The following is a 26,715-nucleotide window of genomic DNA, read 5'->3' on the forward strand; positions in this document are numbered from 1 at the left end:
GGGCGGGGTCGATGGACGCGACGGACGCGGGCCACGTGGTGGCCTTCTACGCGAACGCGCTGGAGCGCGCCTGCGTAGAGATCCCGAAGCCCGACGGGTCGGCGCGAGCGCGGGGGACGGAGCCGCGCGCGCTGGAGGTCAGGGTCGCGCCCGGCCACGGCGGACCAGCGTCCACCGTCACGCTCCTGTTCGATGACGGTGATCTCGTTGGCTACGAGGTCGCCAACGACGACTCCCCCTCGTCGTGGTCCGCCGACCGGATACGCCTCACGCTCCCGACGGACGCACTGCGGGATGTGCGCGACGGGACCGCCACCGGTACGGCGACGGTTATGTCCGGCCGCGTCGGCGTCGACAGCGCCACGATCTGGCCTGAGCTGGCCGAGCTGCGGCGAGCGACGCTCGGCCGCCGGTTCCAGCGGTATCTGGCCGCGCTGGGCGGGACAGGGCGCGACAGTGCGCCGCCGGCAAGCCCGGACACCTCCCAGGGCACCGATCTGGTCGCCGTCCTCGCCGCCCCCAACGGCGCTGACGGTGTACTGAGCCCCATGGCGATCGGCCGTACCCGCGCCGCGGCCCTCCTCAGCGTCGATCTCGGCGCGACGCTGGTTCTCACCGGCGGCTTCGGCGCGCAGTTCAACACGACGGGACTCCCGCACTGGCGGCACTGCCTGCGGTGGTTGACGGCGCAGGGGCTACGACCCGACCGGCCCCTGGTCGCGATGGAGACCCGGCACACCTACGATGACGCACTGTTCCTGCGCGAGCTGACCGACACACGCGCCATCCGCGACATCACCCTCGTCACCTCCGACTACCACGCGCAGCGCGTTCGCTACATCCTCGACCTGATCCTGCCGGAGGCGCGCGTCCACCCGGTCGCGCATCCCGCCCTGGACACGGCGGAGGAGGCGCGGCTGCGCGCACACGAGGCGCACGCACTGGGAAAGACCGTCGCGGCCACCGTGCTCTTCGGACCCGATCGCCTCATCACGCCCTTGGAGTGCTCCGCCATCGACGCCGGTGAGCGATGGCGGCCGAAGGCGAGCCGGTGACGGAATCACCGAACCGGATGTGCTGTCCGCACTGACCGACCTTCGCGGACTGACCGTTGTCCCCGAAGAAGACGGGATCCGCATCGACATCTGGTGACCAGATGCTCAACAACTCGTATCGACCTCATGCCGATGCGTCCGTTGTTCAAAGCTGAGGACGAGCGCCTCCAAGCGAGCCCACCTGTTTGTGTTCCTGTTCCACCAGCCATCCGGATTTGAGGAACCGCAGGATGGATAGAATGTTGATGATGTATGGTGTTGATATCCATAAACACCAGAGGGGATGCGCAGTGACCCTGACACAGATCGACATCGACTCCGACGCACTGGCGGAAGCCATGCATCTATCGGGGGCCAGAACCAAGAAGGAGACCGTGAACACGGCTCTCCGCGAGTACACCGCCCGGCACCGACGCATCGCGGCCCTAGAGCGCTACGCCGACCTGGCCTCGGGCTGGGACTACGAGGAATGGCGTCGACACCGAGACGAGGCCAAGGGGTCAGGGGCGTGATCCGGTACCTCATTGACTCCTCTGCACTCTGGCGAGTCTTGCGCGATATCAAGTATCGAGACGCCTGGAGGGATGTCATCAGCGAGGGGGCGATCGGCTCGTGTCATCCACAACGAGCGGAGTTTCGCCGGTCGGCACGGAACCTGGACGAGTACGAGCAGATGAACGACATGTTCACGGATCTCTATCCAGACGTGGGTGTCCCCAAGAACGCGTGGCAATGGATCGAGTCCGCGCAGTACAGACTGCTTCGTGGTGGCGCTCACCGCTCCATGTCCACCGTTGACCTCCTCATCGCCGCCACCGCATCCCACCACGGCTTGGTCGTGCTGCACGACGACAACGACTACCGGGCCGCCTCTCAATACGTGACAGACCTACGTCAGCGCAGCGTCCGGTCCCTCCCCTAGCGTGACCACATCCCATTGACCAGGGCTTCCTGTCGGCCCTGTCCTGGCGCTCGTGACGACCTGATTCTTAGCTGTTGACCTTAACATTGGTTCATGTTTGAGGATGTCGACATGACGCGCAAAGCCCCGCCGGGGCCGCGTTCACCGACGCAGGTCGCTCACGAGTCTTGTCGAAAGGGATTCCTCATGTCGCACAACCCCCTCCGCATCGCCGTCATCATGGCCAGCACCCGCGAAGGCCGGTTCATCCCGACCATCACCGAGTGGATCGCCCAGCAGGCGAGGGATCACGGCGACCTGGAGATCGACGTCATCGACCTGGCCGAAGCCCGGCTGCCCGACGTCCTCGCCTTCGATCCGACACCCGACGCGGTCACCGCGCTGGCGCCGCGGTTGGACGCGGCCGACGCGTTCATCGTGGTGACACCCGAGTACAACCATAGCTTTCCGGCCCCGCTGAAGACGGCCATCGACTGGTACCACGCCGAGTGGCGGGCCAAGCCGGTCGCGTTCGTGTCCTACGGCGGCATGTCCGGCGGCCTGCGCGCCGTCGAGCAGCTGCGCCAGGTCTTCGCCGAGCTGCACGCGACCACCATCCGCGACACGGTCAGCTTCCACAACGCCTGGGACAGGTTCGACGCGCGGGGCCGACCCGTGGACGCCGAGGGTGTCAACACGGCCGCCAGGACCATGCTGGGCCAGCTCACCTGGTGGGCCGACGCGCTGCGGGAGGCGCGCGTCAGGCGGCCCTACGCCGCCTGACGGCGGCCCCGGGAAACGCGGTCGGTTCGACCGCGCGGGGAGGAGAAAAGACGATGGCGCGTCCCGGGCGATACCCCCGGACGCGCCATACCGGTGCGACGCCGTCTGTCAGATGTCGCGGAAGATCTCGATCTGCGCGCCCACCGAGTTCAGCCGCTCGGCCAGCGCCTCGTAGCCGCGGTTGATGACGTAGACGTTGCGCAGCACCGACGTGCCCTCCGCCGCCATCATCGCGAGCAGGATGACGACCGCGGGCCGCAGCGCGGGAGGGCACATCATCTCCGAGGCGCGCCAGCGCGTGGGGCCCTCGACCAGGAGGCGGTGCGGATCGAGCAGCTTCACGCCCGCGCCGAGCCGGTTCAGCTCGGTGAGGTAGATGGCGCGGTTCTCGTACACCCAGTCGTGGATCAGGGTCGAACCCTCGGCCATCGCCGCGATCGCCGCGAAGAACGGCACGTTGTCGATGTTGAGCCCCGGGAAGGGCAGCGGGTGGATCTTGTCGATCGGCGAGCGCAGCTTGGACGGCTTCACCGTCAGGTCGACGAGGCGGGTGCGCCCATTGTCGGCGGCGTACTCGGGCCCGCTGTCGTACTCCAGGCCCATCTCGGCCAGGACCGCCAGCTCGATCTCCAAAAACTCGATCGGCGCCCGGCGGATGGTCAGCTCGGAGGAGGTGACGACGGCCGCGGTCACCAGGCTCATCGCTTCGACCGGGTCCTCGGAGGGGGCGTAGTCGACGTCGACGTCGATCTCGGCGCGGCCCTTCACGCGCAGCGTGGTCGTGCCGATGCCCTCGACCTCTACACCCAGCCGTTCCAGGAAGAAGCACAGGTCCTGGACCATGTAATTGGAGCTGGCGTTGCGGATGATGGTCTCACCGTCGAGCCGGGCCGCGGCGAGCAGCGCGTTCTCGGTGACCGTGTCCCCGCGCTCCGTCAGCACGACGGGACGCTGCGGAGAGACGTCGCGGTCCACGGTCGCGTGATAGGCCCCGTTGGTGGCGAGGACCTCCAGGCCGAACGGTCGCAGCGCCGTCATGTGCGGCTGGACGGTCCGGGTGCCCAGGTCGCAGCCGCCGGCGTAGGGGAGTTTGAAACTGTCGACACGGTGCATGAGCGGACCCAGGAGCATGATGACGCTGCGGGTCCGGCGCGCCGCTTCCTCGTCCATCGAGTCGAGGTCGAGGGCCATCGGAGGTACGATCTCCAGATCGTTGCCCTCGTTGATCCAGCGGCTGCGCACGCCGATGCTCTCCAGCACTTCGAGGATGCGGTAGACCTCCTCGATGCGCGCGACACGGCGAAGAATGGTGCGACCCTTGTTGAGGAGGGAGGCGCACAGCAGCGCCACACAGGCGTTCTTGCTGGTCTTGACATCGATACTGCCGGACAGGGGACGTCCGCCGACGACACGCAGGTGCATCGGACCGGAGTAGCCGAGGGAGATGATCTCGCTATCCAGCGCCTCGCCGATGCGAGCGATCATCTCAAGGCTGACGTTCTGATGCCCCTTTTCCATGCGGTTGACTGCGCTCTGGCTGGTTCCCAGCGACTCCGCAAGCTGTGCCTGGGTCCAGCCGCGGTGACGGCGGGCGTCCCGGATCAGCTTGCCGATCCGTGCAAGGTAGTCATCTGCCATAAGAAGTGACCGTATCTCATATATGAGACTCAAGTGACAAGTACCCGCTCCAGGAGGCAAATCCGGACGGATCCGACGCGCGGTTGGGCACCGCATCGATCCTGGCGTCCCAAGCGTGAGCACCGTGTAAGGCTGCCCCACGTGAGTCCGCTCACTCCATCCGACCGCACCCAGTGAGGGCACCTGCGGCGACACGCCGAGACGCCACCCCCTAACTCGTGGGATGACGCCGGATGATCGAAAGTTCCGCCCGGGAGGCCGGAAATCGTGTGGTCAGCCCCACATCGACCACGATGTCCACCCCGTCCCCGCCGCGCGAACCCCGCCACCGGGTCACGTGCGCCCGCGCGCGCTACTCTCGATGCCGCCTGGGCATGCTCCGACCACCAGAAACGGACACCTCGATGAACCGTCTCGTCCAGACCGCAGCGGCCGGGCTGACCGGTGCCGCCCTTCTCGCCTCCGCCGCCTGCGGATCCGAGGCGGCGAGCGAGGGCTCGGGGGCGAAAGCCGCGACCCCCGACAGCTCCGCCGACTACAAGGCCGTCGCGACGGTCGAGGGTGCCACGCTGAGCACCAGCGAGGGCGACGTCGAGGTCACCCTCTTCCCGAAGCAGGCGCCGACCACTGTGCGCAACTTCGTCGAGCTCGCGGAGGGGTCCAAGGCCACCAATCCGACCACCGGCAAGGACCGCTTCTACGACGGCACCATCTTCCACCGGGTCATCGAGGGCTTCATGATCCAGGGCGGCGACCCCCTGGGCACCGGCACGGGCGGCCCCGGGTACACCTTCCCCGACGAGATCGACCCCGATCTCACCTTCGACGCTCCGGGCAAGCTGGCGATGGCCAACTCCGGGCCGAACACCAACGGCTCGCAGTTCTTCATCACCACCGTGCCCACCTCGCACTTGGACGGCAAGCACACCATTTTCGGCGAGGTCGCCGACGACGAGGGCCAGCACGTGGTCGAGGCCATCTCCACGGTCGACACCGACGACGCCGACAAGCCGGTTGACGACGTCGTGCTGGAGTCGGTCACGATCCACCGGTCCGATGACTGACCTCATTCGAGCCGCGGGCCACCGCCTCATCGCCAAACCCCCTCACCTCCTGGCCCTGCATCGCTTCGGTCATGAATGCGCTCCACACCTTGGCGGACGTGGTGCCGCCGTCGACCTTCTCGACCCCGGGGATTTTTAGCGGTTCGCCGTCGGGACGGCTCAGGCTGACGGCGGTGGCCAGCCGCGGCGTGTAACCGGCGAACCAGGCCGACCGCGCGTTGCCGTAGGTACCCGTCATCCCGGCGACCGGATGCCCCGTGGGCAGGGTCGCGTCGACCCCCGGCGCGCGGCGCGCCGCCTCGTTCATCGCGAAGGTCGCGTCACGCGCCGTCTCGGCGCTGAACGCGCGCGTTCCCTCCTTCAACCGCGCGGCGTCCTCGGGCTGCAGCACACGCCCGTTGTCATCGGTGACCTTGGTGATCATGTGGCGCGGTTTGTGCACACCGCCGTTGGCGAAGGTCGCGAAGCCGCTCGCCTGGTCGAGGGCGGTGAGCTGAAAGGTTCCCGACGCGATGCTGGGCTCCATGGCCGCCGTCTCGAACTGCTTGGCGTCGATCCCGGCCTTGCGGGCGGTCTCGGTCACGCTTTCCGGGCCGATCTTCATCACGGTCTCGACGAAGGGCGCGTCGGCGGATTCCGCGGTCGCCTCCAGCAGGTCGGGCGTCCCACCGGCCCCCCTGTCGCTCCTGTCATCCCGGCCGGCCCCGCCGAAGAGGCCGGGGGCGTCGGCACTCCGCGGCTCCGGCCGCCCGATCCCCTGGTCCAGCGCCGCCGCCAGCACGTAGGGGCGGAACGTCGCCCCCGCCTGGGTGCGCCGCACCAGTGACTGGTCCAGCTCGTTGACGAAGTCGTTCCCGCCGTGGAACGCGCGGATCTCGCCAGTCGCCGGGTCGATCGCGGCCAACCCCTTGATGGTGTCCTCCGGCAGGTCCGGGAGGGCCGTGTCGAACGCCTTCTCCGCGGTCTTCATCAGCCGCTCGTTGAGCGACGTCTCGACCTCGTACCCGCCCGCCGCGATCTGCGCGTCGGACAGCCCGTAGCGCTCGCGCAGCTCCCGCCCGACCGCGAGTTTGATGTAGCCCTTGAAGCCGGACAGGCTCGTCCCCGGCGTGTAGTCCACCGTCTCGGGAAACTCAAGCGCGTCGGCCTCCTCCCGGGAGATGCCGCGTTGGGGGTCTTCCTCGTGCATAGCCACCATGCCGTCCACGGCGTAGGCCCACCGGTCCTTGAGGATCTTCTCCATTTTCGATCCGGGGGTGACGTTCTCGAAGTTAGCGGGCTGCTGGATGATCGCGCCGATGAACGCCCCCTCGGCGGCGTCTAGATCTTCCACGTCCTTGCCGAAGTAGGCCTGGGCCGCGGCCTGAACGCCGTAAGCCTCGCGCCCGAAGTAGATGGTGTTCAAATACTGCGTGAGGATCTCCCCGGGCGGCAGGACCCGTCCGACCTTGATCGAGATCAGGATCTCCTTGATCTTGCGCATATAGGAGCGCTCCTGGGACAGGCCGTCGTAGTAGTTGCGCGCCATCTGCTGGGTGATGGTGGAGCCCCCGCCCGCGCTGCCGCCCGAGAGCGCCGCGCGCGCCAGCCCCACCAAGGAAACCCCCGGCTCGCTGTAGAAGTCCCGCTGCTCGGATCCGAGAACCCCGTTGATCACGGTGTCGGGGATCTGGTCCTCGCTGACGGGGATCCGCTTGAGCTGGCCGAGGGTGAGGGCCTCGCTGCCATCGTCGTAGGAGATGCTGGTGCCGACCAGCAGCGCGTTCTCCTGCGGCTGGAGGTCGCGGGGGTCGGGCGTCTTTATGTAGGCGATCACGAGCGCCGTCACCAGCGCGCCGAAGCCCAGGACGCCGATGACCGCGAGCGGTTTCCACGTCCTCGCGATCAGCCGCCGCGTCCGGTGCAGCCGCCGCCGACCGCCGTTCGTCGGCGCGCCGCTGGAAACGGCCTGCCGGTGCCGCGCTGTCCGCGGCTGTCGCGTGGAGTCCGCCTGTCGTCGTCTGCCCATGCCTCGTGCCCCGATCGCGCTACGCCCCGTACGAAGGCACCGCCCAACCGTCCGGGGCGCCCGGGCAAGCGGTCCCCACCCGGCGTCGTCCAAAGGCTGGCGAAGGAGTGCGACGAATCCGTGTGCACAGTGTGCTGATCTCGTGTTCGTTTCCCCGCTGTTGTGTAACAGCCGGGCGCACGCGGCGCGGCGGATTCGATCGATCCGGTTCCGGCGGGCCTCCGTCGCGCTCCACCGCTGTGGACGACGCGGGCGGGCGCGGAAGCGGGAGGAGCGACAGGTGTCGGCACGGGATGCTGTTCCCGGTTCCCGACCGATTTTGGACCACGTTCAACGACTTTCGGCTAGCCGGAAGCACGTCACGCGGTATACGATCAGTTCACATCACTAGGTGCCACGAAACCGGCACATTCTGTGAAATTGTCGTTCTTCTTGATCATCCACCTCGCTCAGATGAATGATGTTTTCCGTGGATCCCCTGCTGCGTAACCGTGCCCTTCTCCCCCTCCGGCCCGCACCCGCGCGTGGGCAGCACCCTGTTCTCGGCCTTGACGATGCCGGGGGGTACTCGTATTCGACGCTGACCGCCGAGGTGACCGAATGGCTCGGCCAGAACCGCGTCATGACCGTGGTGTGCGGCGACGAACACGGCCGCGGCCTGCTCAGCAGTGCGGCGTGGGTCGCCGGTGAGCGTCTGTCCTGCTCGGTCCGGTCCCGCTGTCACGGCTGGAACATGACGATCTGGGTCGAGTGACCCGGCCGACGTCTCGAAGCGCGGCGTCCGCGGGCGCGGACGCCGCGTCCGCCGCGCGCGGGCCCGACGTTCGTCAGTCGCAGGGACGGCGCAGGCACTGCGCCCGGTCCGCCTGGTTGGCCAAGTCCATCAGGGAGGACGCCAGTTCGCGGACGGCCTGGGGGCTCAGCCGGTAGTAGGTGAAGCGGCCCGAAGGCTCCGCCGTGACGAACCCCGCCTCGCGCAGGATCTTGAGGTGGTGGCTGATGGTGGGCTGCCGCGCGCCCGTCTCCTCGATGAGGTGGCAGGTGCACATCTGCTCTCGGGCGAGGAGCCGGACGATGCGCGCCCGCAGTGGATCGCCGAGCAGCTTCACGGCTGACCCGTCCATGGTGCCTCCCGGGGAGATCAACATGCCTTGATAGCACCACGCCTTTTATACGCCCGTCAAATTCCCCGTGCCGACCCACCAGCGCCCGGCCGGGCCGCCCCGGCCCCGGTCTGTCGGCCCGGGGCCGGGGCCCGGGACCGGTGGGGCGGCCGCTCTCCCCTCATCAGCGACCGCCACCGGTCCGGTTCATGCCCCCGTACATCAGGTGCGCGTGGGCACACCCAGCTCGCCCAAAAGCCGCTCCACCCGCAAGCGAATCTCATCACGCACCGGCCGGACCTTATCAAGGGGCTGCCCGGCCGGATCGTCCAGCTCCCAGTCGAGGTACCGCTTGCCCGGAACGACCGGGCAGGCGTCGCCGCACCCCATCGTGATGACCACGTCGCTGGCCTCCACCGCCTCGGGGGTCAGGACCTGGGGCGTATTGGCGGAGATATCGATTCCGACCTCGCGCATCGCCTCGACGGCGACCGGGTTGATCCGGTCGCCGGGGGCCGACCCGGCCGACCGGACCTCGACCGCGCCGCGGGAGAGGTGCGCCAGGAACCCGGCCGCCATTTGGGAGCGGCCCGCGTTGTGGACGCAGACGAAGAGGACCCTGGGTTTCGCTGACATGTTCGACCTTTCGTGCGGAGCGTCGGTGTTGGACGGCAAAAGGCAAGGACGCGGGGTTGGGGTGCCATCGGTCAGGTCCGATCGGTGGCCGCTGAGGCCGCCGCGGCGGCCTCGGTCGGTGTCCGGCGTGGGAAGAACCCGCGCACCCACAGGGAGACGTAAACGAGCCCAACAAGGACGGGGACCTCGATCAACGGCCCCACGACCCCGGCCAGCGCCTGCCCCGAGGTCACCCCGAAGACACCGATGGCTACGGCGATCGCCAGTTCGAAATTGTTGCCCGCGGCGGTGAACGCCAGCGTCGTGGAGCGCTCGTAGGAGAGCGAGATCGCCCACCCCAGGAGCATCGACAGCCCCCACATCAGCCCGAAGTAGGCCAGCAGCGGGACCGCGATGCGGGCGACGTCGAACGGTTGGGAGGTGATCGCGTCGCCCTGCAGGGCGAACAGGATGACGATGGTGAACAGCAGCCCGTAGAGCGCGAGCGGACCAACGCGGGGGAGGAAGGAACCCTCGTACCACGCCCGCCCCTTGGCGCTCTCGCCGAATCGGCGGGTCAGGTACCCGGCGACCAGCGGGATGCCCAGGAAGATCAGGACGCTCTTTGCGATCTCGAACGCCGAGACGTCGATCCCGTTTTGGGAGAGGCCGAGGAGACCCGGCAGGAACTGGAGGTAGAACCAGCCGAGGGCGCCGAACAGTACCACCTGGAAGACCGCGTTGAGCGCGACGAGGACGGCGGCGGCCTCGCGGTCGCCGCGGGCGAGGTCGTTCCACACGATGACCATCGCGATGCAGCGGGCCAGGCCCACGATGATCAGGCCGGTGCGGTACTCCGGCAGATCGGCGAGAAAGATCCAGGCCAGCGCGAACATCAGCGCCGGTCCGACGATCCAGTTCAGCAGGAGGGAAGGGAGGAGCAGACGGGTGTCGCGGGTGACCGTGTCGAGCCGGTCGTAGCGCACCTTGGCCAGGACCGGGTACATCATCAGGAGCAGACCCAGCGCGATCGGGAGGGACACGCCGTCGATCTGTACCGCGTCCAACGCCCGCTGAAGTCCGGGCACTGTGCTCCCCAGCGCCAGCCCGGCGACCATCGCCAGTCCGATCCACAACGGCAGGTAGCGATCCAGCGTCGACAGTCGGGCAGCGCCGCCCGGCTGTGTCGCCGTCGCCTCCGTACTCTTCGTCACCTCGATGACCCTCTCAGCTCAGATATATCAAGGCAAGTTGATATCAGCACGGTCCAATATGTCAACCGGCCGCCCTCGCTGGAGACTCACCTCACATATCTCCCTGACCTGGCACAACGCCGTCGACCCCAGGTCATGGCGCCCCGCGAGGCCGCGGCGCCGGCACCCCGACGGCCGCGCGCTCGCGCGGAAGGAACTTGACAATGCGCCGCGACCTCGCGAATGCTCGCGGATCACACGCGACACCCCGTCCGCCCCGCCCATCCCTCCCCCGGAGGCCGCCGTATGAACGATTTCCTGCTCGTTTTGACGGGCGCTGGGATCAGCCTGGTGAGCAGCGTGACCGTCACCTGGCTCCAGGCCAGATACACGCGCAGAGGCGACGTGCGCGAGTCGACCCGGTCGGCCACCCGTCGGCTCACGTCCCTGTTCATCGCCGAACGGGACGCCGCCGACTCCACGGAGGAGTCGACCGCCGCGCTGGCCGAAGCTGAACTGCTCGCCATGACGATCACCGAACGCCGCGCCCGCGAACGCCTCCGCGACCTGACCCGGCTGCTGCGGGAGCTCCGCCTGCCAGAGCTGCGCGAACTCAGCGGCGTTCGGTCGGAACGCGCGCGGTGGGTACTGTGCGATCACGCGCTGGAGGTCCTGGGCGCCCTGTACCGGGGCGAGCGGCTGCCCGCCGTGCCACCCCAGGTCCAGAAGATGCTGAGCGTGGAGGACGAGGCGTTGAGCATCCACGCCGGGGAGGTGTCCGCCCCGGCTGTGCGCACCGCGGAGGAGAGCGCGGAGGCGGAGCCGACGGATGTGGCCCCCCGGGCACAGCGGACGGAAGGGGGCTCGATCTCGAAGAGCGCCGTCCCCCGCCGCCCGCGCCGCGCAACAAAGCCGACGCGCGACAAGGGCGGCCAGGGCGGCGCTGGGGACGACGGCTCAGGGGCAGAGGAAACGACGTGACCTGGGGAAAGCGGACCGAATTCTTGGCGAATTTCGGCACTCGTTCCCGGAGCTGACCGCGGGGCGCTCCCCCTGTCCCGTCAGTTGTCGGTGACCAGGGTGAGGCCCCAGCGCTCCAGGATCTCGTTCACCGGCTGGAAGAACGTGGTCCCGTTGTCGAGGCAGCTGCCCTTCCCACCCGAAAGCACGCCTTGGGCCTGGCTCCCGGACATGTAGGGGCCACCGGAGTCGCCCTGCTCGGCGCAGGCCGAGGTGTGCGTGAGGCCGAAAACGATGCCCTGCGGGTAGATGACCGTCTGGCCCTTGGCCAGGACCTCCCCGCAACGCCACCCCGAGCTGGATCCGGTACGGCAGACCGAGGCGCCGATGCTCGCCTCCTCCGACCCGGCTACCTCCTCCGGGCTGAAGCGGACCCGCGCCGTCGGCGTCCAGTTGACGGTGTCACCCACGAACGCCATGTCGTCACCGGGGAACATCGAGCGGACGAAGGCGCCGGTGGCCTCGGCCTCCTCGGCGGGAACGCCTGAGGAGGCCTGGGAACTCACCGAGCCGCAATGCCCGGCCGTCACGAACCCCCCTGTGGCGTGGGAACCGTCGGTGACGTTCGGGCCGTCGGTCACACCGAAGCCGATGGAACAGCGGGACCTGTCGTCGATGAAGTAGGGGTCCCCGCCAATGATGTCGACGAAGGTCCGCGGTACCTCGGTTTCCTCCGTAACGATCACCGTCTCCGGGGCCACCCCGGCCGCCGCGACGGCCCTGCGCGCGTCGTCGGCCCCGCCCGGCAGGACGGTCATCACCACGGCGTCCTGCTCAGGATCCGGATACCAGCCGGTCACGCCGGGGGTTCCCGCGCCAATCGATCGGTTGAGCTCGTTCACGATCCGGCTGAGGGCGTCCTCCCCATGGGTGACGACCCGCGCCTGAGCGCCGGCGTCGCGGACGGCCCCGACCGCGTCCGCGTCGGTAACCGCGACGGTCAGCTCCCCCGAGTCGGCGTCGAACTCGGCGCCGCCGAAGTCCGGTCCGAGCGTGGAGCGCAGTTCTCTCTCGGTGGCGCGCGCCTGGCGTTCCCGGACGACCAGGTCGACGGCTTCGGCCGTGGTGAGCCCGAGGTCGCGCTGCATCGCCGCGAGCCGCCCGGGATCTCTGAACACGGGTTCCACATCAGCGGAGGCCATCGGCGTCGACGAGACGACCAACCCGAGGGCGATAAGGGTGCTGCCCAGCGCCGGGACCGTGGGGGATTTTCGCACGTGCCTCACTCCTTGAGCGGGAGACTTGGAACAACGGGGGACATTCGGTGGTGAGGCCCCTGGGACTCCCACGTCAGCCCCAACGGGTCCAGGCCGCGGAGCTCCTGACCCACCGGCGTTCACCCGATAAACAAGGTGAACGCTTCGTCACGTTAAGTGAATAGGACAGATTTCAACAGCCCCCGCCGGACACGAAAAGCCGGTGTGCCGTTGCGCAATAGGTGACGCGTGGTGCGGTTGTGTTCCCTGTGATGAAAGTGAACGGGACAATTCGACGCCAGCTTCTCGGCGGTACGACGGCGCGGTTCGCGCGGGACGGCTCGCTCCATGAGAGCCAGAACCCGATCCAAGCTCCGCCCGACGCGCCCGAATCCGGAGGAGAAGGGTATCCCAACGCGCATATCGGCCGCATATCTCATAAGATCTCCTCGACTGCGGCCGTTCCCCCTCTCGTCGCCGAGGTCCCCCCTGTCCTTTCGGGCACCTTCATCGGCATGCGCGTCGGCCGCCTTGTTTTCACCCAGCGCACCGCCCGAACCGTTCGCCGCCGAGAAATGGCCCACTCATGTCCGAAGACGCCGCAAGCTCGCCCAAAGCCGACACGTCCGCCGAGGACGCACAGGCCCGCGCTGACGCCGCGCCTCGCTCCCCTCTCCGCCGACGCCTGGCCACCGTCACGGCGGTGACCCTCGCCCTCGTGCTCGTCGGGGGAATCGGCGCCGCCTACGCCTACTACCGCTTCCTCCAGGGCAACATGACCCGCCACGACCTCGGCGCCGCACTGTCGGAGGAGGAACGGCCACCGAAGATCGGCGACGCGGTCAACATCCTGTTCATCGGATCCGACGGCCGGGAGGGCGGGAACGCCGCTTACGGAGGGCGCGACTTCGTCGGCGAGCGGTCCGACTCCCTGATGCTCGCGCACATCTCCCCCGACAGTCGGGTGACCGTCATCAACATCCCCCGAGACTCACTCGTCCAGCTGCCGTCGTGCTCCCCCTACGGCCAGACCGAGGGCACCACCGGCTACTACGGGATGATCAATTCCGCGCTGTTCCACGGCGGACCGCCGTGCGTGGTCAAGACGGTGGAGTCCCTCACCGGCATCCGGATCGACCACTTCGTCCACCTGAGCTTCGTCGGATTCCGCGACATGGTCGACGCCATTGGCGGCGTGCCGATGTGCATCCCCGAACCCATGTCCGACAAGCGCTCCAAACTCGACCTGAAGGCGGGGCAGCAGCGGCTCGACGGCGAGGAGGCGCTGTCGTTCGTCCGCGCGCGCTACGAGATCGGCAACGGCAGCGACATCGGCCGTATCGACCGACAGCAGATGTTCCTCGGCGCGCTCGCCGACGAGGTGACGAGCAGTGGGGTGCTCACTAGCCCGAGCAAGATCAACAAGTTGCTTCAGGCGGTCACCAAGCACACCGCGACCGACGACGACTTCGACCTGAGCCGGATGATCTCCATCGGGTCCACCCTGGCCGACGCCGACCTGCACGACATCACCTTCTACACCGTCCCCTGGTACCCGGCGCCCTCCGACCCCAACCGCGTGGTCTGGGACGAGGAGAAGGCCCAGCGGCTCTTCGCGGCCGTCAGCCGGGACCAGGCCGTGAGCGACTCCCTTCTGGAGACCGGTGCGCCGAAGTCGACGCCATCGACGAGCCCGCCGCCTCCGTCGTACCCGGCCGAACCGTCCACCGAACCGGTGACCCCCGGGAACGCGTCGGCCCCCTCGCCGAGCGGCGACGGCATCACCGGCCGCGACGCCACGTCCAACCCCTGCGTCAACGGCCTGGGTGAGGGCACCGAGGACGGCGTGAAGTAAGACGGCACCCCCGGCGGGCCGGGACGGGATGGCGGCCCGCCACTGGCATCGCCGACCCGGCCCTTTCGTGCGGGTGACAGTCATGGAGGGACGCTCGCTTTGGGGGGCGCGTACAGCGCCCCCCAAAGCGAGGAATCAGAAGGAGAACGCCCCGAACCAAGGCCGGTACGCTCACGGCACCTCAGACCTCCCGCGGACAGAAAAAGGCCCTGAGCGGAGCGACCGGATCCCGGGATCTCCGCCCCAGGAACCCCCACAGTTCCCAGGACGCCCCGCTCACCGGGGCCGGTCGCGTGCCCGCTCAGGGCCGGCGTGCGTCCCACCGAGGACGGATGGGTGGGACGCACGGCTTTTGGGGTTATTTACATCGCCAGGGTGTCCTGCAGCCCGGCGTTGCCGGCGAGGTCCCCCACCAGACCCGCGTTGGTCAGGTCCAGCAGCGGGGCCTTCTGGTTCCTCTTGGCCTTCTCGTTGACGTCGACGTCCGCGGGCAGGTTCTTCGCCTTGATCGGATCGGCGGCTTCGGACGGCTCCGCGGTCTCGGTCTCGTTGTTGGCGCTCTCGGCCGTGACGTCCGCAGGGAGCGTCTCCGCCTGAGCGGGGGTGCTCACCTCGGGCGTCTCCGGGGCCAGCAGCTCCTTCAGGCCCAGCGGCAGCTGGTCGGTGGGCAGCTGCGACGTCAGCTGGCTGGTGGGCAGCTGGTCCATCGGGAGCCCGTCCGTCGGCAGCCCGTCGGTCGGGAGACCCTCGGTGGGCAGCTGCTCAGTGGGGACCTGGTCCGCGGGCGCCTGGTCGGTCGGCACCTGCTTGGTGACCTGGTCGGTGGGAAGGTCCGAGTCGACGTCCACCTGGTGCGACGTCGGCCGGACGGCCGGCTGCTGGGACGCGCCACCAGCGATCTGCTTGAGCGGCGTCAGCACCGCGAACAGCGGCAGCGGCAGGTCCGGCATGTCCGACGCCGTCGGCGCCGGGGGCGCGGCGCTCGGGTCGTCCCCCAGCGGGTGCACGCTGCGCGGGCTGCCGTGGTCCACCGCCCGCTGGTGCGAGATGTTCTGCTGTACCGCGCCGTTGGTGCCCTGCGACGGCTTTGTCACGCCGCCGACAACGGGCAGGTTGCCGCCCACCTTGCCGGCGACGGGCAGGCCGTCCGCCGCGAGCGGGCTCTTGGCGCCGGCCAGGCCGTCCACGTCCGCCAGCCCCTTCGCCTTCTGCGTCAGGCCCTGGGCGTCCAGGCTGTGCACCGCGTTTGTCGCGCCGTGCAACTGGTTCACCGTGTTGTGCAGCGTCTCGTGGGTGCCTCCCGGCTTGCTGGGCAGCTTCTTGTCCACACCGCTGTCGAGGGCCCCGTGGATGTCGGGACCGGAACGCTGGTGCTCGACCTCGTCGGACAGGCCGACAGTGTTAGTGACCTTGTCGAGCGTGCCCTGGACCTCGTCGACCTTGGCCTGGGACTGCGGGCCAACGCCCGACATGTCGCCGTGCGACGTGGTCAAGTTGTCGGTCTTCGGCGCCGACACAGCTTGGGACAGGTCGGGCGTGTGACCGGCCAGCCCGAACTTCAGGCTGGGGACCGTGCCGGGCGCGACCGTGTCGCCGAGGACATCCGCACCGGCGAATCCGGTACCGAAAGCGATGAAGCCGGCGGCGCTGGCTGCCACCACAACAGCCTTCGCGGACGTGCGAGCGAACTGGAACATGAAAGTGGTCCTTTGCGGATCGAGTGCTTGTCGAGATGTCGGTTGGGGAAGGAGCGGATTTCTCCGCCCCGCCCGCGGACGCCCTGGCCCGGGGTGTCCTGCGGGCTGTGTGGTGGTTTGGTGGGTGTTCCTCCCGGGGGTTCCGCCACCGCGCATGGCCTGCGCGGCAACCGGATGCCGGGTTCAGTCAGAGGGTCTGGCGGACCTTCGACTGACGTGAACCTCGTGAGGTGAGGCACGGGGCTCACGTCAGCCCCCAGAGATCAAGCTGGGATCGGCGTCGTCGCCAGAGTGCGGGGAGTCGCGATAGCGGCCGTCGCGCGCGGGAGGCGCGGGCGTGTCCCCGGGGTCCGACGTGTTAGTCGGGCGAGACCGTCGGCTCTTCGGCCGGGTCCTGCGGGATGGCGGCGAGCGCGTGGCGGTCGGCCTGCAGGAGTCCGGAGGACGGTGCGGCGAGCGAGGTCGCGGGCAGGTACCCGGCGACCATCGGCATCGCGGTCGGGCCCTGCGCCTGCGGCGCGGAGCCGACGATCCGCTGAGCGGTGGGCGGGGCGTCGCCGTCATCGCGCGACGCGGAGGACGCGGTGGTGTCGGCGTCGGTGGTGCCGTCGGCCGCCGTTTCCCAGGCGCCCTCCGACACGTCGGCGGCCGGGTACGGGAAGGCCGCATCGGTCCGGACCGCCGCCGTGGGGGCGTCGTCCGTCTCGGCCTTCTCCTCGTCCTCGGACGCCGGAGCGGCGGGCTCGGGCCTCTGAGCGTCGTGGGCGTCCGGGCCGTGGTCGGCGGGACGTGGGGTGGCGGGGCGCGTGATGGCGGGCTCCTCGGCCTTGCCGGGGAGACCCGGGAGGGCCGCCCGGCCCTTCTCAGCCGCGCCGAGCCCGGCGTGCCCGACCTTCTCGACGACGTCCCGGACCGAGGGCGCGGGGCGCCCGTGGCCGCGCCCCTTCGCGTCGCCCGCGGGAGTCTGCGGTTTCGACGGGGTGATCGTCGGGACCTGTCGGACGGCCCGCTCGCCAACGGACCTCACGGTGGAGGTGACGGACCGGTGCTTCGGGGCGGCGGAAGCGCGCGCCTCCGCGGTCGGCCGGGGCGTGTGCCGCTTCTCGGTATCCACCTGGTGTTCCCGGTGCTCCGTCAACGGACCGTTGGCCTTCGCGCCCGCGGCGCCCACTTCGGCGGGACGCTCGGCGGCCGGAGCCTCGGCGGGGCGCTCCATCTTCGTCTCGGCTCCGGCGGAAGCCGTGCCGAGCATCCAGGCGGCCGCGAGGAATCCCCCTGTGATCAGGAGCCGCCGCATGGGACTCGCCGTCTGCGCACGCACAGCCGCAACGACGCGCGATGCGCGTCCCGTGCGGCTCGTACGCAACACTGTGGAGTCCCTTTCGACGGCTGCCAGCGGCTGAGGCTAGAGGGATCGGCTGGGCGTGTGCACGCCCACCGATCAAGTACGGAGCGTGGATGAGGAGTTCACGGAACTCCCTCTCGATGACAGAACGCGACGTTAGCACGATCGAATCCAATGGCAACCGTGTTCCCCCCGAATTTTTTCATCGCCAGTTCATAACAACTGTGAAACGCCAGGTCGGAGCGGCCCCACGGAAGGTCTCTTTCATTTTCGACAAAACCATCGAAACGTTATTACCCCGATATCGGGCAGTGGTCGATCGTGGTCTCACTGGTCACGCTGGGCACATCTCGGGAACGCCACGGTACGACCCTCCGCACGCCCCGCGCACCCTAATCGACCGGGATAACGTGGTGTGCGGAGGTGTGCACCCAGTGCCCGACATTCCCGAGCGCCCCCTGCTCCCCCGCATGCGTCTCGATGAGCTCCTGTCCGACCTGCACCGTCGGCTGGAGGCCACGCTGTCGACGCGCGATCGCGTGCACTCGCTACTCGAAGCGGTGGTGTCGATCGGCAGCGACCTCGACCTGGCCACCGTTCTGCGGCGGCTGACCGAGGCCGCCGCGCACCTCGTCGACGCCGAGTACGCGGGGCTCGGCGTCGTCGGTCCGGACGGCCGCTTCGCCGAGTTCATCCCCGTCGGCATGAGCGAGGAGGAAGCCCGCCGGCTCACCCTCTTCCCCCACGGCAAGGGGATCCTGGCGGTCCCCAGCCGGGACCGGTCCGCCCTGCGCCTGCGCGATCTGCGGGAGCATGCCGACCACCACGGCTTCCCGGATGGCCACCCACCGATGAGGTCCTTCCTCGGCGTGCCAATCCAAGTCCGGAACGAGGTTTTCGGCAACCTCTACCTGACCGAAAAACGGGGCGGGGCGGAGTTCGACGAGGACGACGAGGCCATCGTGACCGCCCTCGGCACCGCCGCCGGAGTCGCGATCGAGAACGCGCGGCTCTACGAGGAGACCCGGCTGCGCGAGCGGTGGCTCACCGCGTCCACGGAGATCACCACGCGACTGCTGTCCGGAGACGACACCGACGAGGTGCTCGCCTTTCTCGCCCAGCAGGCCCGGTCGATGTCCGAGGCCGACATCGCGGTGGTGCTCCTGCCCGACGCTCAGGACCAGCGGCTCATCGCGGAGATCGCCGACGGCCCGCTCGCCGGCGAGATCCGGGGCACCCCCGTGGACATGAGCGAAACCAAGTGCGGCCTGGTCTACCGCAACGGGACCGCCGTTTTAGTGCCCGACCTGCGGCAGGCCAACTGCCCGATGCTGACCCATCGCGGGTTCGGCCCCGGGCTGCTCGTTCCCCTCGGGACCCCCGCGCACACCCGCGGCGTCCTGCTGCTCGGCAAGATGGGCGCACGCTCCCCCTTCAACGACGCCACCCGCCGCATGCTCGACGCGTTCTCCGGCCAGGCCGCGGTGGCCCTGGAACTGGCCGAGGCGCGCCGCGACGCCGAGCGGCTGGTGGTGTTGGAGGACCGCGACCGCATCGCCAAGGACCTCCACGACGTGGTGATCCAGCGGATGTTCGCCTCCGCCATGACCCTGATGAGCACGATTCGGCTGATCTCCGACCCGGAGGCGGGCGAGCGGGTACAGCGCACCATCGACGACCTGGACGAGACCATCCGGGAGATCCGCTCGACGGTGTTCGCCCTCCAGCACCCGCCCGCACCGGCCGAGAGCTCGCTGCGCGACCGGATCCTGGCCTCCGCCGAGGGCGCGGCGCGGGCACTGGGCTGCCAACCGGGGGTGAACCTGGAGGGCCCGATCGACGCCGACGTCCCCGAGGAGGTCGGGGAGCAGCTACTGGCGGTGCTGGCCGAGGCACTGTCGAACGTGGCCCGGCACGCGCACGCCTCGGAGGTGCACGTGACAGTGGAGGCCGGTGAGTGGCTGACCCTGCACGTCACCGACAACGGGTGCGGCATCCCGGAGCAGGGGCGGCGCAGCGGCCTGCGCAACCTCGCCGAACGCGCCGCGGCGCTGGACGGCACCTTCACGGCGGGACCGCGGCGCGGCGGCGGCACCGACGTGCGCTGGAGCGTGCCGCTGTCCACGGGCGACACCGCGTCCCGGACCGAACGGCGCCTGGTCAGGGCGATCGAGTAGGTGGAGGGCCGCTGCGGGATCGGGCGGGACCTGATCGAACAACAGGGGGTCGGCGCCGCTAGGCCACCGGCATGACGAAGCAGAACGCGTTGCCCTCCGGGTCGCGCAGCACCTGGAAGGAGCCCTGGGCGTCGGTGACGGCCGCTCCCACCGCCGTCGCACCGGCCGCGGTGGCACCGGCGGTCGCGGTGGCGATGTCGTCGACCCGGATGTCGAGGTGCAGGCGGTCGCGATTGGTCGTGGCCGCCGAATCCGGCTGGAAGGACAGGCGCGGGCGCCATTCAGCTCCGGTGGTCCCCTCGATATAGGACCAGCCGTCCGGCCGGTCGACCACCGTGCCGCCCAGGACCACGGCCCAGAAGCGCGCGACCCGTGCCGGATCGGCGGCGTTGATGACGATCTGCTCGGTTCGTCCCAGAGGCATGCCGGGCATCCTAGCCCGGGGCCGTCCCCGGTGTGCCACCCGGGATGCGGCGGCCGGTGATGACCTTGGTCTCGACCCGGATGAAGTGGGTCCGGTCCCCGGGCGCCCAGGGGTGCAGCGGCAGGCGTTCCAGGTCGGCGCGTTCCTCCGGGGCGGTGACGGCGCGGCCGTTGCCCACGACCGTGACCGACCAGCCCGTCCGCGCGTCGACGTCGAAGTCGTCCACCTCGAAGGCGACAACCGTGTCGCGGGTCGCCGAGGCCAGCCGCGAGGCGGCCGAGGTGCGGATCACGATGTCCACGCCGTAGACGACGAAGTTCACCGGCTGGACAGCTGGCAGGGCGTTGTGGGTGAACACGATGCGCCCCAGGGGTGCGGCGGCCAGCAGCCGCAGGCACTCCTCGCGGCCGAGGATCTCCAGCCCCGCGTTGTCCAGCGACGTATCGGGCGTGGTCATCGCTTCTTGTTCCGGAGATCAGCGACGAGGATGGCGGCCTGGGTCCGACGTTTCAGGTCGAGTTTGGACAGCAGGCTGGACACGTAGTTTTTCACCGTCTTCTCGGCCAGGTAGAGCCGCGCTCCGATCTCCCGGTTGGTCATCCCCTCCCCGATGAGGTCGAGGATCTGGCGTTCCTGCCGACTGAGGCCGGCCAGCGGGTCCGGCTCGGAGCCCCGGCCGCGCAGGCGTTCGAGCATCCGGCCGGTGCTGCCGGGGTCCAGCAGCGAACCCCCCGCGGCGACCGTGCGCACGGCCCCGACCAGGTCGGCGCCGTGGATCTGCTTGAGCACGTATCCGGCGGCACCGGCCATGACCGCGTCGTACAGGGCCTCGTCGTCGGCGAACGAGGTCAGCATCAGGCAGGCGGTCTTTGGCCGGCACGACCGGATCTCGCGGCACACGCTGACGCCCGATCCGCCTGGCAGCCGCACGTCGAGGACGGCGACGTCGGGGGCGGCCGCGGGGATCCGGGACAGTGCCTGCTCGGCGGTTCCCGCCTCGCCCACGATCCGCATGTCCGGCTCGCCTTCGAGGAGCGCGGCGATACCGCGTCGCACCACCTCGTGATCGTCGACAAGGAAGACCTTGATCTCCTCCGGCGCCCCGGCCGTCATTCGGCCAGCCCCTCTCCAGCTGTCAGCACGCCCGACGTCACGTCGCTTGCATGACCGACGTTATAGCGCCGGGGCCGGACAGCGTCCACTCCGAAGGGCTCGAATGGGAACGGCCAAAGGTCCCGAATCGGTGCCCGGTAGCCGGGGGACCCGGCCACCGGTTCGTCCGCCGCTTAGCGGTGGGCCCACGGCCGGGCCTCCTCGAAGGCGCGGCACGCCGCCAGCACCAGGGCGTCGGCGTGACGGGCGCCGACGACCTGCAACCCCACGGGCAACCCGTCGTCGGTGAGGCCGCACGGAACGCTGGCCGCGGGCTGCTGGGTCATGTTGAACGGGTAGCTGAACCCGGCCCAGCTGGTCCAGCGGCGATCGGTGGACCCGGAGGGGACCTCCAACCCGGCCTCGAAGGCGGGGATCGGCATGGTCGGGGTGAGCAGCAGGTCGTACTTGGCGTGGAAGAGGCCCATGTTCCGCCCCATCCGCATGCGGGTGTCCACGGCCGTGAGGTAGTCCTGCGCGCTGTAGGTCAATCCCTCGTCGATGATCTCGCGCAGACCGGGGTCGAGGAGTTCGCGCTCGCGATCGCCCAGCCGCTCGGTGGCCTTGGCCGCGCCGGCGTACCAGAGGACGTGGAAGTCCTGGCGGCAGTCCTCCAGCGGCGGGTCGACCTGCTCCACCCGCGCTCCCAGCTCGGCGAAGGCGGTGACGGCGTCGGCGACCACGCGGGCGACCTCGGGGTCGACCGTCAGGTGGCCGAGCGAGGGGCTGTAGGCGATGCGAAGTCCGCGCACCGACCGGCCGAGCGCCGCGGAGAAGGAGGTGGCCGGGGGTGCCAGCGCCGACCAGTCGCGTGGGTCGGGAGCGCTGGTGACGTCGAGCATGAGCGCGGCGTCGGCGACGGTCCGGGTCATCGGCCCGGTGTGGGCGAGGGTGCCGAACGCGCTGGCCGGGTAGTGCGGGACCACACCGTAGGTCGGCTTGATCGCGAAGATGCCGGTGAAGCTCGCTGGGATGCGCACCGAGCCACCGCCGTCGGTCCCGGTGGCCAGCGGCCCCATGCCGGAGGCCACCGCGGCGGCGGATCCGCCGCTGGACCCGCCGGGCGTTGTGGACAGGTCCCACGGGTTGCGGGTGACACCGGTGAGCGGACTGTCGGTGGTGCCCTTCCAGGCCAGTTCGGGCGTGGTTGTCTTGCCGACGAAGACCGCGCCGTTCTCCCGGAGGCGCGCCACGACGGGGGAGTCCTCCGGCCAGTCCTGGTTCGGGTCGACCGTCATGGAGCCGCGCAGTGTGGGCCAGCCGCGGGTGAGGTGGATGTCCTTGATGGCGGTGGGCACGCCGTCCAGCCGCCCCTGGGGCTCCCCGCGCTGCCAGCGCTCTTCGGAGGCGCGTGCCGCCGCCCGCGCTTCGTCCGGTTTGACGAGGCAGAAGGCGTTGAGCGCGGGGTTATCCCGCTCGATGCGGTCGAGCACGGCATCGGTGACCTCGACCGGCGACAGGCTCCGCTTCTCGTATCCGGCCAGCAGCTCGGTGGCCGCGAGCGCGGTGAGCTCGTCCGCGTCCCCGCGCGCCGCGGACGGGTTGGGCGCCCCCTGTCCGGGGACGGCCTCCCCGGCCGAACGGTCCAGCCCCTCGAACCCGGTACTCATGTCAGCGTCCTCGTTTCCGTTCGGCGGATTGGTAGAGGTGAGGAGGTGAGAGGTGAGGGGGCGTCGGCGCTCAGGGACCGGACACGTACCCCCTGCGCTTGTCGACGATGTTTCGGGGGTCCTCCCCGTTCAGGAAGCGATCGAGGTTGTCGGTGAACAGGCGCACGAGTTCGGAGCGCCAGCCGACGATGTCGCCAGACATGTGGGGGGAGATGATCACCCCGGGCAGGTCCCACAGAGGGGAGGACTCCGGGAGCGGCTCGGTCTCGAAGACGTCGAGCGCGGCACCGGCGACGGCGCCGTCGCGCAGCGCGCGCACCAGCGCGTCCTCGTCGACGATGGAGCCGCGCGCGACATTGATCAGCCGGGCCGTGGGCTTCATGAGGGACAGGGCGCGGGTGCTGATGAGCCCGCGGGTCTGGTCGGTGAGCGGCGCGGCGACGACGACGTAGTCGGCCCGGGGCAGGGCGTCCCCCAGGTCGGGGCCGGTCGAGTCGAGGGAGGCCTCGACCACGTCGCCGAGGTCGGGGTCGGTGCGGGCGGTACGGCCCGCCGCCTCGACGGTCATCCCGGCGGCGGCGAGCTGGGCGGCGATGGCCCGGCCGATGGGGCCGGTGCCGATGACCAGCGCGCGCCGCCCGGCGATGGGCTCGGTCTCGCGGTGCCGCCAGACGCGGTCGCGCTGCAGGTCGTGGCTGCCGGGGAAGTCCTTGGCGAAGCTCAGCACCAGGCCGAGGACGTACTCGGCCATGGGCCGGTCGAACACGCCGCGGGAATTGGTGACGACGACGTCGCTGTCGACCAGGGCGGGGAACATGAGGTTGTCGACGCCGGCCGTGGCGGCGTGCACCCACCGCAGGGCGTCGGCCTTGGGCCACGCGGCGGCGACGGCGGTGGAGAAGAGGTCCCAGACGAAGAGGGCCTGGGCGCCGGGGAGCGCCTCGGCCAGGCGGTCGGCCGTGGCGTAGCGGACGGAGGCGAGCCGGGGATCGGCGTCGATTCGCTCGTGTCCGGGGGGCAGGGTGTCCCCGTGCAGGATGACGAGGTGCGGTGCTGGCCGGGGGGCAGCGGACACGAGGGCGACTCCCTGGTGCACGTCGTGGGTGGTCAGGGCGGCTTTCCCGAAAGCCACTGCCACGCTAGGGAGCCACCGTAGGATTGTCAACAATTGATCGAATAGCCCCTGGTGCGACCCCCTCCACCATGTTTCACAGACACGTAACACGGCGTGGGGACGCGACCATTGATGCGCCCGCCAACGCGATCGTATGATTGTCGACAATCCACGGCAACAGTGGCTGCCGCGGTCGAAGTTGACAGTGTTTGTGCGCAGGTTTTTCCACTTTCACCCTCTTTCTCCGACTTCAGGGGGAGAACCACCTCTGCGGCCGTCCCGGTGGCCCGTCCTTCCGGGTGGCCTGGCGCGGACCCGTTAGCCCGACGACGAAAGGGCCAACCCGACGATGCCTCGGTACATGACCATCAGTCTGGAGAAGCGCGGCGTCTCCTGCGTCGCCGAACTTCTGGACAAGGACGCCCCGCGCACCTGCGAGGCGGTCTGGGCGGCGCTGCCCCAGGGCGGCGACGTCTACCACGCCAAGTACGCCCGCAACGAGGTGTACGCGATGGTGCCCCGATTCGCCGCTGAGGAGCCCGGCCAGGAGAACCCCACTGTCACCCCCATCCCCGGGGACGTCGTGTACTTCTCCTTCCACGGCGGCATGCTCGACCGCGGCTTCAAGGAGGAGAAGGGCATCGACACCCTGCCCGGCGTGATCGACCTGGCGATCTTCTACGGACGCAACAACCTGTTGCTCAACGGCGACGTCGGCTGGGTCCCCGGGAACGTCTACGCCACCATCGTCGACGGTCTCGCCCCCATGGCGGAAGCGTGCAACGACGTGTGGCGTTCCGGAAGCGTGGGCGAACGCCTCGTCTACCGGCGCCTGGAGTAGCTTCCGCACCACCGTGACCAGCGGGCCCGAGATCGAATCGGGTCCGTCCGCTGTTCCATACGAAAAGAAGGGGGTGAGTGACCAATGCGCAACGATCGGCATGCCGGAGGCCCGGCGCACGGTGACGATCGGGACGAGCGGGTCCTCCTCGACCACGCGGGGGCCCCGGCGCCCCTGCTCGGCCGTACGTCGCTCGACGCGGATACGCAGCACAACGTCGTCGAGCTCTCTGCCGTGACGGATACCCCGTGGCAGTCCGGGGTGGGGGTGGTGGCCCCCTACGACTTCGCGCTCGATCGGGAATTGTGGCGGTGGGCGCCCGACGACATCTCGCTGTACGTCACGCGGCTGCCGTTCGTCCCGGTGCCGGTGACCGTCGACCAGGCGTCGGCGCTGAGCGACGGCGACAACGTCGCCCGCGCCACCCGCGACCTGCTCGCGCCCGAACCGCTGGTCGTGGCCTACGCCTGCGCGTCCGGCAGCTTCGTGAACGGCGCCAGCGGGGAGCGGCAGCTGTGGCAAAGCATCCTCGACGCCGGGGCGCCCTCCGCGGTCACCACCTCCGGGGCGCTCATCCGGGCGCTCGACTCCCTGGGCGTGCGCCGCGTGGCCGTGGTGACGCCGTACGTCGACAGCGTCACCGAGAGGCTCACGGGCTACCTCCACGAGCACCGTATCCAGACCGTGTCCAGCGTGGGGCTGGGGCTGCTCAACCACATCTGGAAGGTCGCCTACTCGGAAGTGGTGCAGGCGGTCCGCGACGCGGACCGCCCGGAGGCCGAGGCCGTCTTCATCAGCTGCACCAACGTGCTCACCTACGACATCATCGCGCCGCTGGAGCGGATGCTGGGCAAGCCCGTCCTGGCCGCCAACCAGGTGACCATGTGGGCCGCGCTGCAGGCCATCGGGCGTCGGCCGGTGGCACACGGGCAGCACCTGGTGGACGCCACCGACCAGACCACCGCCGCCTAGCACCCGCGCACCCCTCGTCCACCCGTCGCGCGCGCACGAATGACGGGCGCGGCCGGACATCCCCGTCGAACACAACCAAGCGGACACACGAAAAGGGGGAGAGGACCATCACCATGGCCAGTGCCGGCTTCCTATACCCGGGGTACAGCGCCGAGGACGACTATCCAGCCCTGCAGAAGCTGATCGGGTCCGATGTCACGCTGCACCTGGTGCACACCCTGATGCGGGAGGACGCGCACCGGGTGGACGCGCTGCTCGGCATCGGCGGCTCCGACGTGCTCGCCGAAGGCGCGCGCGAGCTGCGCGCGCTGGGCGTCGACTCCGCTGTGTGGGCGTGCACCAGCGGCAGCTTCGTGTTCGGCTGGGAAGGCGCGCGTCAGCAGGTCGCCGAAGTGCGGGAGGCGGCCGGTGTCCCCGCGTCGAGCACGTCGTTCGCGTTCGTGCACGCGCTGCGCCACCTGGGGATCGAGCGGGTGGCGATCGCCGCGACCTACCCCGCCGATATCGCGCGGCTCTTCGCCGCGTTCCTGGGGGAAGGCGGCATCGAGGTCGTGGCGTGGGCCGAGCGCGGCATCGTCACCGCGGCGGAGGTGGGCACGCTTCGGGCGGCCGAGGTGCTGGACTTCGTCGCCGCCAACGACCACCCGGCGGCCGAGGCGGTCCTGGTCCCCGACACCGCGCTGCACAGTGCGGCGATCCTGCCGGACCTGGAGGAGCGGCTCGGCAAAACCGTGCTCACCGCCAACCAGGTGAGCGTATGGGAAGGGCTGCGCCTGGCCGGGGCGACGGCGCCCCGCGCGGGACTGGGCGCGCTGTTCTCGGCGGGAGCTCCGAATTCGCAGATCGACGCGCGAAAGACGGTTATCGACCGGTGAGGGGGAATCAGGACAAGGAGCAGCAGCCGTGGCGCGCGGAGCACCGATCGGAGGGGGCAGTGGGCGACATTCGGGGG

Annotated in this window: 25 protein-coding genes; 12 read left to right on the forward strand and 13 right to left on the reverse strand. The window is 69.6% G+C overall.

The features are described 5' to 3' along the window. Positions 1 to 11 precede the first annotated feature (11 nt). From ABD259_RS00775 to ABD259_RS00790, 4 genes are all read left to right on the forward strand, one after another. Complete coding sequence (locus ABD259_RS00775; RefSeq protein WP_344159404.1) at positions 12 to 1,055, forward strand: YdcF family protein; 1,044 nt, start codon at positions 12 to 14, stop codon at positions 1,053 to 1,055. A gap of 290 nt (positions 1,056 to 1,345) precedes the next feature. After that, a complete protein-coding gene (locus tag ABD259_RS00780) occupies positions 1,346 to 1,567 on the forward strand; it encodes a type II toxin-antitoxin system VapB family antitoxin (RefSeq protein ID WP_344106818.1) in 222 nt (73 codons plus the stop codon). Beyond that, complete coding sequence (locus tag ABD259_RS00785; protein ID WP_344159407.1) at positions 1,525 to 1,977, forward strand: PIN domain-containing protein; 453 nt, start codon at positions 1,525 to 1,527, stop codon at positions 1,975 to 1,977. The genes ABD259_RS00780 and ABD259_RS00785 overlap by 43 nt, the downstream gene beginning before the upstream one ends. A gap of 186 nt (positions 1,978 to 2,163) precedes the next feature. Next, positions 2,164 to 2,739 (forward strand): NADPH-dependent FMN reductase, encoded by a 576-nt coding sequence (locus tag ABD259_RS00790; RefSeq protein WP_344106820.1) that lies wholly within the window; start codon positions 2,164 to 2,166, stop codon positions 2,737 to 2,739. A 108-nt stretch (positions 2,740 to 2,847) separates the two neighbouring features. On the opposite strand, the gene ABD259_RS00795 is transcribed toward ABD259_RS00790, so the two are convergent. Continuing rightward, positions 2,848 to 4,377 (reverse strand): helix-turn-helix domain-containing protein, encoded by a 1,530-nt coding sequence (locus ABD259_RS00795; protein WP_344106821.1) that lies wholly within the window; start codon positions 4,375 to 4,377, stop codon positions 2,848 to 2,850. A 404-nt stretch (positions 4,378 to 4,781) separates the two neighbouring features. On the opposite strand from ABD259_RS00795, the gene ABD259_RS00800 reads away from it, so the two are divergent. Further along, the gene (locus tag ABD259_RS00800; RefSeq protein WP_344159409.1) at positions 4,782 to 5,441 is read left to right on the forward strand and encodes a peptidylprolyl isomerase; all 660 of its coding nucleotides are present in this window, start codon (positions 4,782 to 4,784) and stop codon (positions 5,439 to 5,441) included. On the opposite strand, the gene ABD259_RS00805 is transcribed toward ABD259_RS00800, so the two are convergent. Next, positions 5,416 to 7,449 carry a transglycosylase domain-containing protein gene (locus tag ABD259_RS00805; RefSeq protein WP_344159411.1) on the reverse strand — a complete coding sequence of 678 codons (2,034 nt, stop codon included), beginning with the start codon at positions 7,447 to 7,449 and terminating at the stop codon, positions 5,416 to 5,418. The genes ABD259_RS00800 and ABD259_RS00805 overlap by 26 nt on opposite strands. 469 nt (positions 7,450 to 7,918) lie before the next feature. Here ABD259_RS00805 and ABD259_RS00810 point away from each other — a divergent pair, with 469 nt between their 5' ends. Then, the gene (locus ABD259_RS00810) at positions 7,919 to 8,203 is read left to right on the forward strand and encodes a hypothetical protein (protein ID WP_344106827.1); all 285 of its coding nucleotides are present in this window, start codon (positions 7,919 to 7,921) and stop codon (positions 8,201 to 8,203) included. A 73-nt stretch (positions 8,204 to 8,276) separates the two neighbouring features. Here ABD259_RS00810 and ABD259_RS00815 read toward each other — a convergent pair whose 3' ends face one another. The 3 genes from ABD259_RS00815 to arsB form a co-directional block, all read right to left on the reverse strand. Then, positions 8,277 to 8,573 carry an ArsR/SmtB family transcription factor gene (locus ABD259_RS00815; RefSeq protein WP_344106828.1) on the reverse strand — a complete coding sequence of 99 codons (297 nt, stop codon included), beginning with the start codon at positions 8,571 to 8,573 and terminating at the stop codon, positions 8,277 to 8,279. Between the two features lie 201 nt (positions 8,574 to 8,774). Further along, positions 8,775 to 9,188 carry an arsenate reductase ArsC gene (locus tag ABD259_RS00820; protein WP_344159413.1) on the reverse strand — a complete coding sequence of 138 codons (414 nt, stop codon included), beginning with the start codon at positions 9,186 to 9,188 and terminating at the stop codon, positions 8,775 to 8,777. A gap of 71 nt (positions 9,189 to 9,259) precedes the next feature. Next, a complete protein-coding gene (gene arsB, locus ABD259_RS00825) occupies positions 9,260 to 10,381 on the reverse strand; it encodes an ACR3 family arsenite efflux transporter (protein WP_344159415.1) in 1,122 nt (373 codons plus the stop codon). A 285-nt stretch (positions 10,382 to 10,666) separates the two neighbouring features. On the opposite strand from arsB, the gene ABD259_RS00830 reads away from it, so the two are divergent. Beyond that, positions 10,667 to 11,341 carry a hypothetical protein gene (locus ABD259_RS00830; protein WP_344159418.1) on the forward strand — a complete coding sequence of 225 codons (675 nt, stop codon included), beginning with the start codon at positions 10,667 to 10,669 and terminating at the stop codon, positions 11,339 to 11,341. A gap of 80 nt (positions 11,342 to 11,421) precedes the next feature. Here ABD259_RS00830 and ABD259_RS00835 read toward each other — a convergent pair whose 3' ends face one another. Next, complete coding sequence (locus tag ABD259_RS00835; RefSeq protein ID WP_344159421.1) at positions 11,422 to 12,597, reverse strand: S1 family peptidase; 1,176 nt, start codon at positions 12,595 to 12,597, stop codon at positions 11,422 to 11,424. A gap of 565 nt (positions 12,598 to 13,162) precedes the next feature. Between ABD259_RS00835 and ABD259_RS00840 the strand changes: the two genes are divergently transcribed. Beyond that, complete coding sequence (locus ABD259_RS00840; protein WP_344159424.1) at positions 13,163 to 14,431, forward strand: LCP family protein; 1,269 nt, start codon at positions 13,163 to 13,165, stop codon at positions 14,429 to 14,431. A gap of 362 nt (positions 14,432 to 14,793) precedes the next feature. Here the strand turns inward: ABD259_RS00840 and ABD259_RS00845 are convergent, their stop codons facing one another. Then, positions 14,794 to 16,128, reverse strand: a complete 1,335-nt coding sequence (locus tag ABD259_RS00845) for a hypothetical protein (protein ID WP_344159427.1) — start codon at positions 16,126 to 16,128, stop codon at positions 14,794 to 14,796. 358 nt (positions 16,129 to 16,486) lie between these two features. Then, positions 16,487 to 17,425, reverse strand: coding sequence for a hypothetical protein (locus tag ABD259_RS00850; protein ID WP_344109107.1), 939 nt, complete (start codon positions 17,423 to 17,425; stop codon positions 16,487 to 16,489). 482 nt (positions 17,426 to 17,907) lie between these two features. Here ABD259_RS00850 and ABD259_RS00855 point away from each other — a divergent pair, with 482 nt between their 5' ends. Continuing rightward, positions 17,908 to 19,650, forward strand: a complete 1,743-nt coding sequence (locus tag ABD259_RS00855) for a sensor histidine kinase (protein WP_425573472.1) — start codon at positions 17,908 to 17,910, stop codon at positions 19,648 to 19,650. A gap of 58 nt (positions 19,651 to 19,708) precedes the next feature. Here the strand turns inward: ABD259_RS00855 and ABD259_RS00860 are convergent, their stop codons facing one another. The 5 genes from ABD259_RS00860 to ABD259_RS00880 form a co-directional block, all read right to left on the reverse strand. Further along, positions 19,709 to 20,074: a VOC family protein gene (locus ABD259_RS00860; RefSeq protein ID WP_344109109.1), complete on the reverse strand. Its 366-nt coding sequence runs from the start codon at positions 20,072 to 20,074 to the stop codon at positions 19,709 to 19,711. 10 nt (positions 20,075 to 20,084) lie between these two features. After that, positions 20,085 to 20,531: a pyridoxamine 5'-phosphate oxidase family protein gene (locus ABD259_RS00865; RefSeq protein WP_344159430.1), complete on the reverse strand. Its 447-nt coding sequence runs from the start codon at positions 20,529 to 20,531 to the stop codon at positions 20,085 to 20,087. After that, positions 20,528 to 21,187 carry a response regulator gene (locus ABD259_RS00870; protein WP_344159433.1) on the reverse strand — a complete coding sequence of 220 codons (660 nt, stop codon included), beginning with the start codon at positions 21,185 to 21,187 and terminating at the stop codon, positions 20,528 to 20,530. The genes ABD259_RS00865 and ABD259_RS00870 overlap by 4 nt, the downstream gene beginning before the upstream one ends. Positions 21,188 to 21,360: 173 nt before the next feature. Further along, positions 21,361 to 22,836 carry an amidase gene (locus ABD259_RS00875; RefSeq protein WP_344109116.1) on the reverse strand — a complete coding sequence of 492 codons (1,476 nt, stop codon included), beginning with the start codon at positions 22,834 to 22,836 and terminating at the stop codon, positions 21,361 to 21,363. 70 nt (positions 22,837 to 22,906) lie between these two features. Then, on the reverse strand, positions 22,907 to 23,932 hold the full coding sequence (locus ABD259_RS00880; RefSeq protein WP_412759488.1) for a D-2-hydroxyacid dehydrogenase: 1,026 nt from the start codon (positions 23,930 to 23,932) through the stop codon (positions 22,907 to 22,909). A gap of 379 nt (positions 23,933 to 24,311) precedes the next feature. Here ABD259_RS00880 and ABD259_RS00885 point away from each other — a divergent pair, with 379 nt between their 5' ends. From ABD259_RS00885 to ABD259_RS00895, 3 genes are all read left to right on the forward strand, one after another. Beyond that, positions 24,312 to 24,791, forward strand: coding sequence for a DUF3830 family protein (locus ABD259_RS00885; RefSeq protein ID WP_344109118.1), 480 nt, complete (start codon positions 24,312 to 24,314; stop codon positions 24,789 to 24,791). An 84-nt stretch (positions 24,792 to 24,875) separates the two neighbouring features. After that, on the forward strand, positions 24,876 to 25,763 hold the full coding sequence (locus ABD259_RS00890) for a maleate cis-trans isomerase family protein (RefSeq protein WP_344109122.1): 888 nt from the start codon (positions 24,876 to 24,878) through the stop codon (positions 25,761 to 25,763). Between the two features lie 113 nt (positions 25,764 to 25,876). Continuing rightward, the gene (locus tag ABD259_RS00895; protein WP_344159436.1) at positions 25,877 to 26,638 is read left to right on the forward strand and encodes a maleate cis-trans isomerase family protein; all 762 of its coding nucleotides are present in this window, start codon (positions 25,877 to 25,879) and stop codon (positions 26,636 to 26,638) included. Positions 26,639 to 26,715 lie beyond the last annotated feature (77 nt).

Origin of the sequence: Nocardiopsis rhodophaea (assembly GCF_039530945.1) — a bacterium.
Classification (GTDB): Bacteria; Actinomycetota; Actinomycetes; order Streptosporangiales; family Streptosporangiaceae; genus Nocardiopsis_C; species Nocardiopsis_C rhodophaea.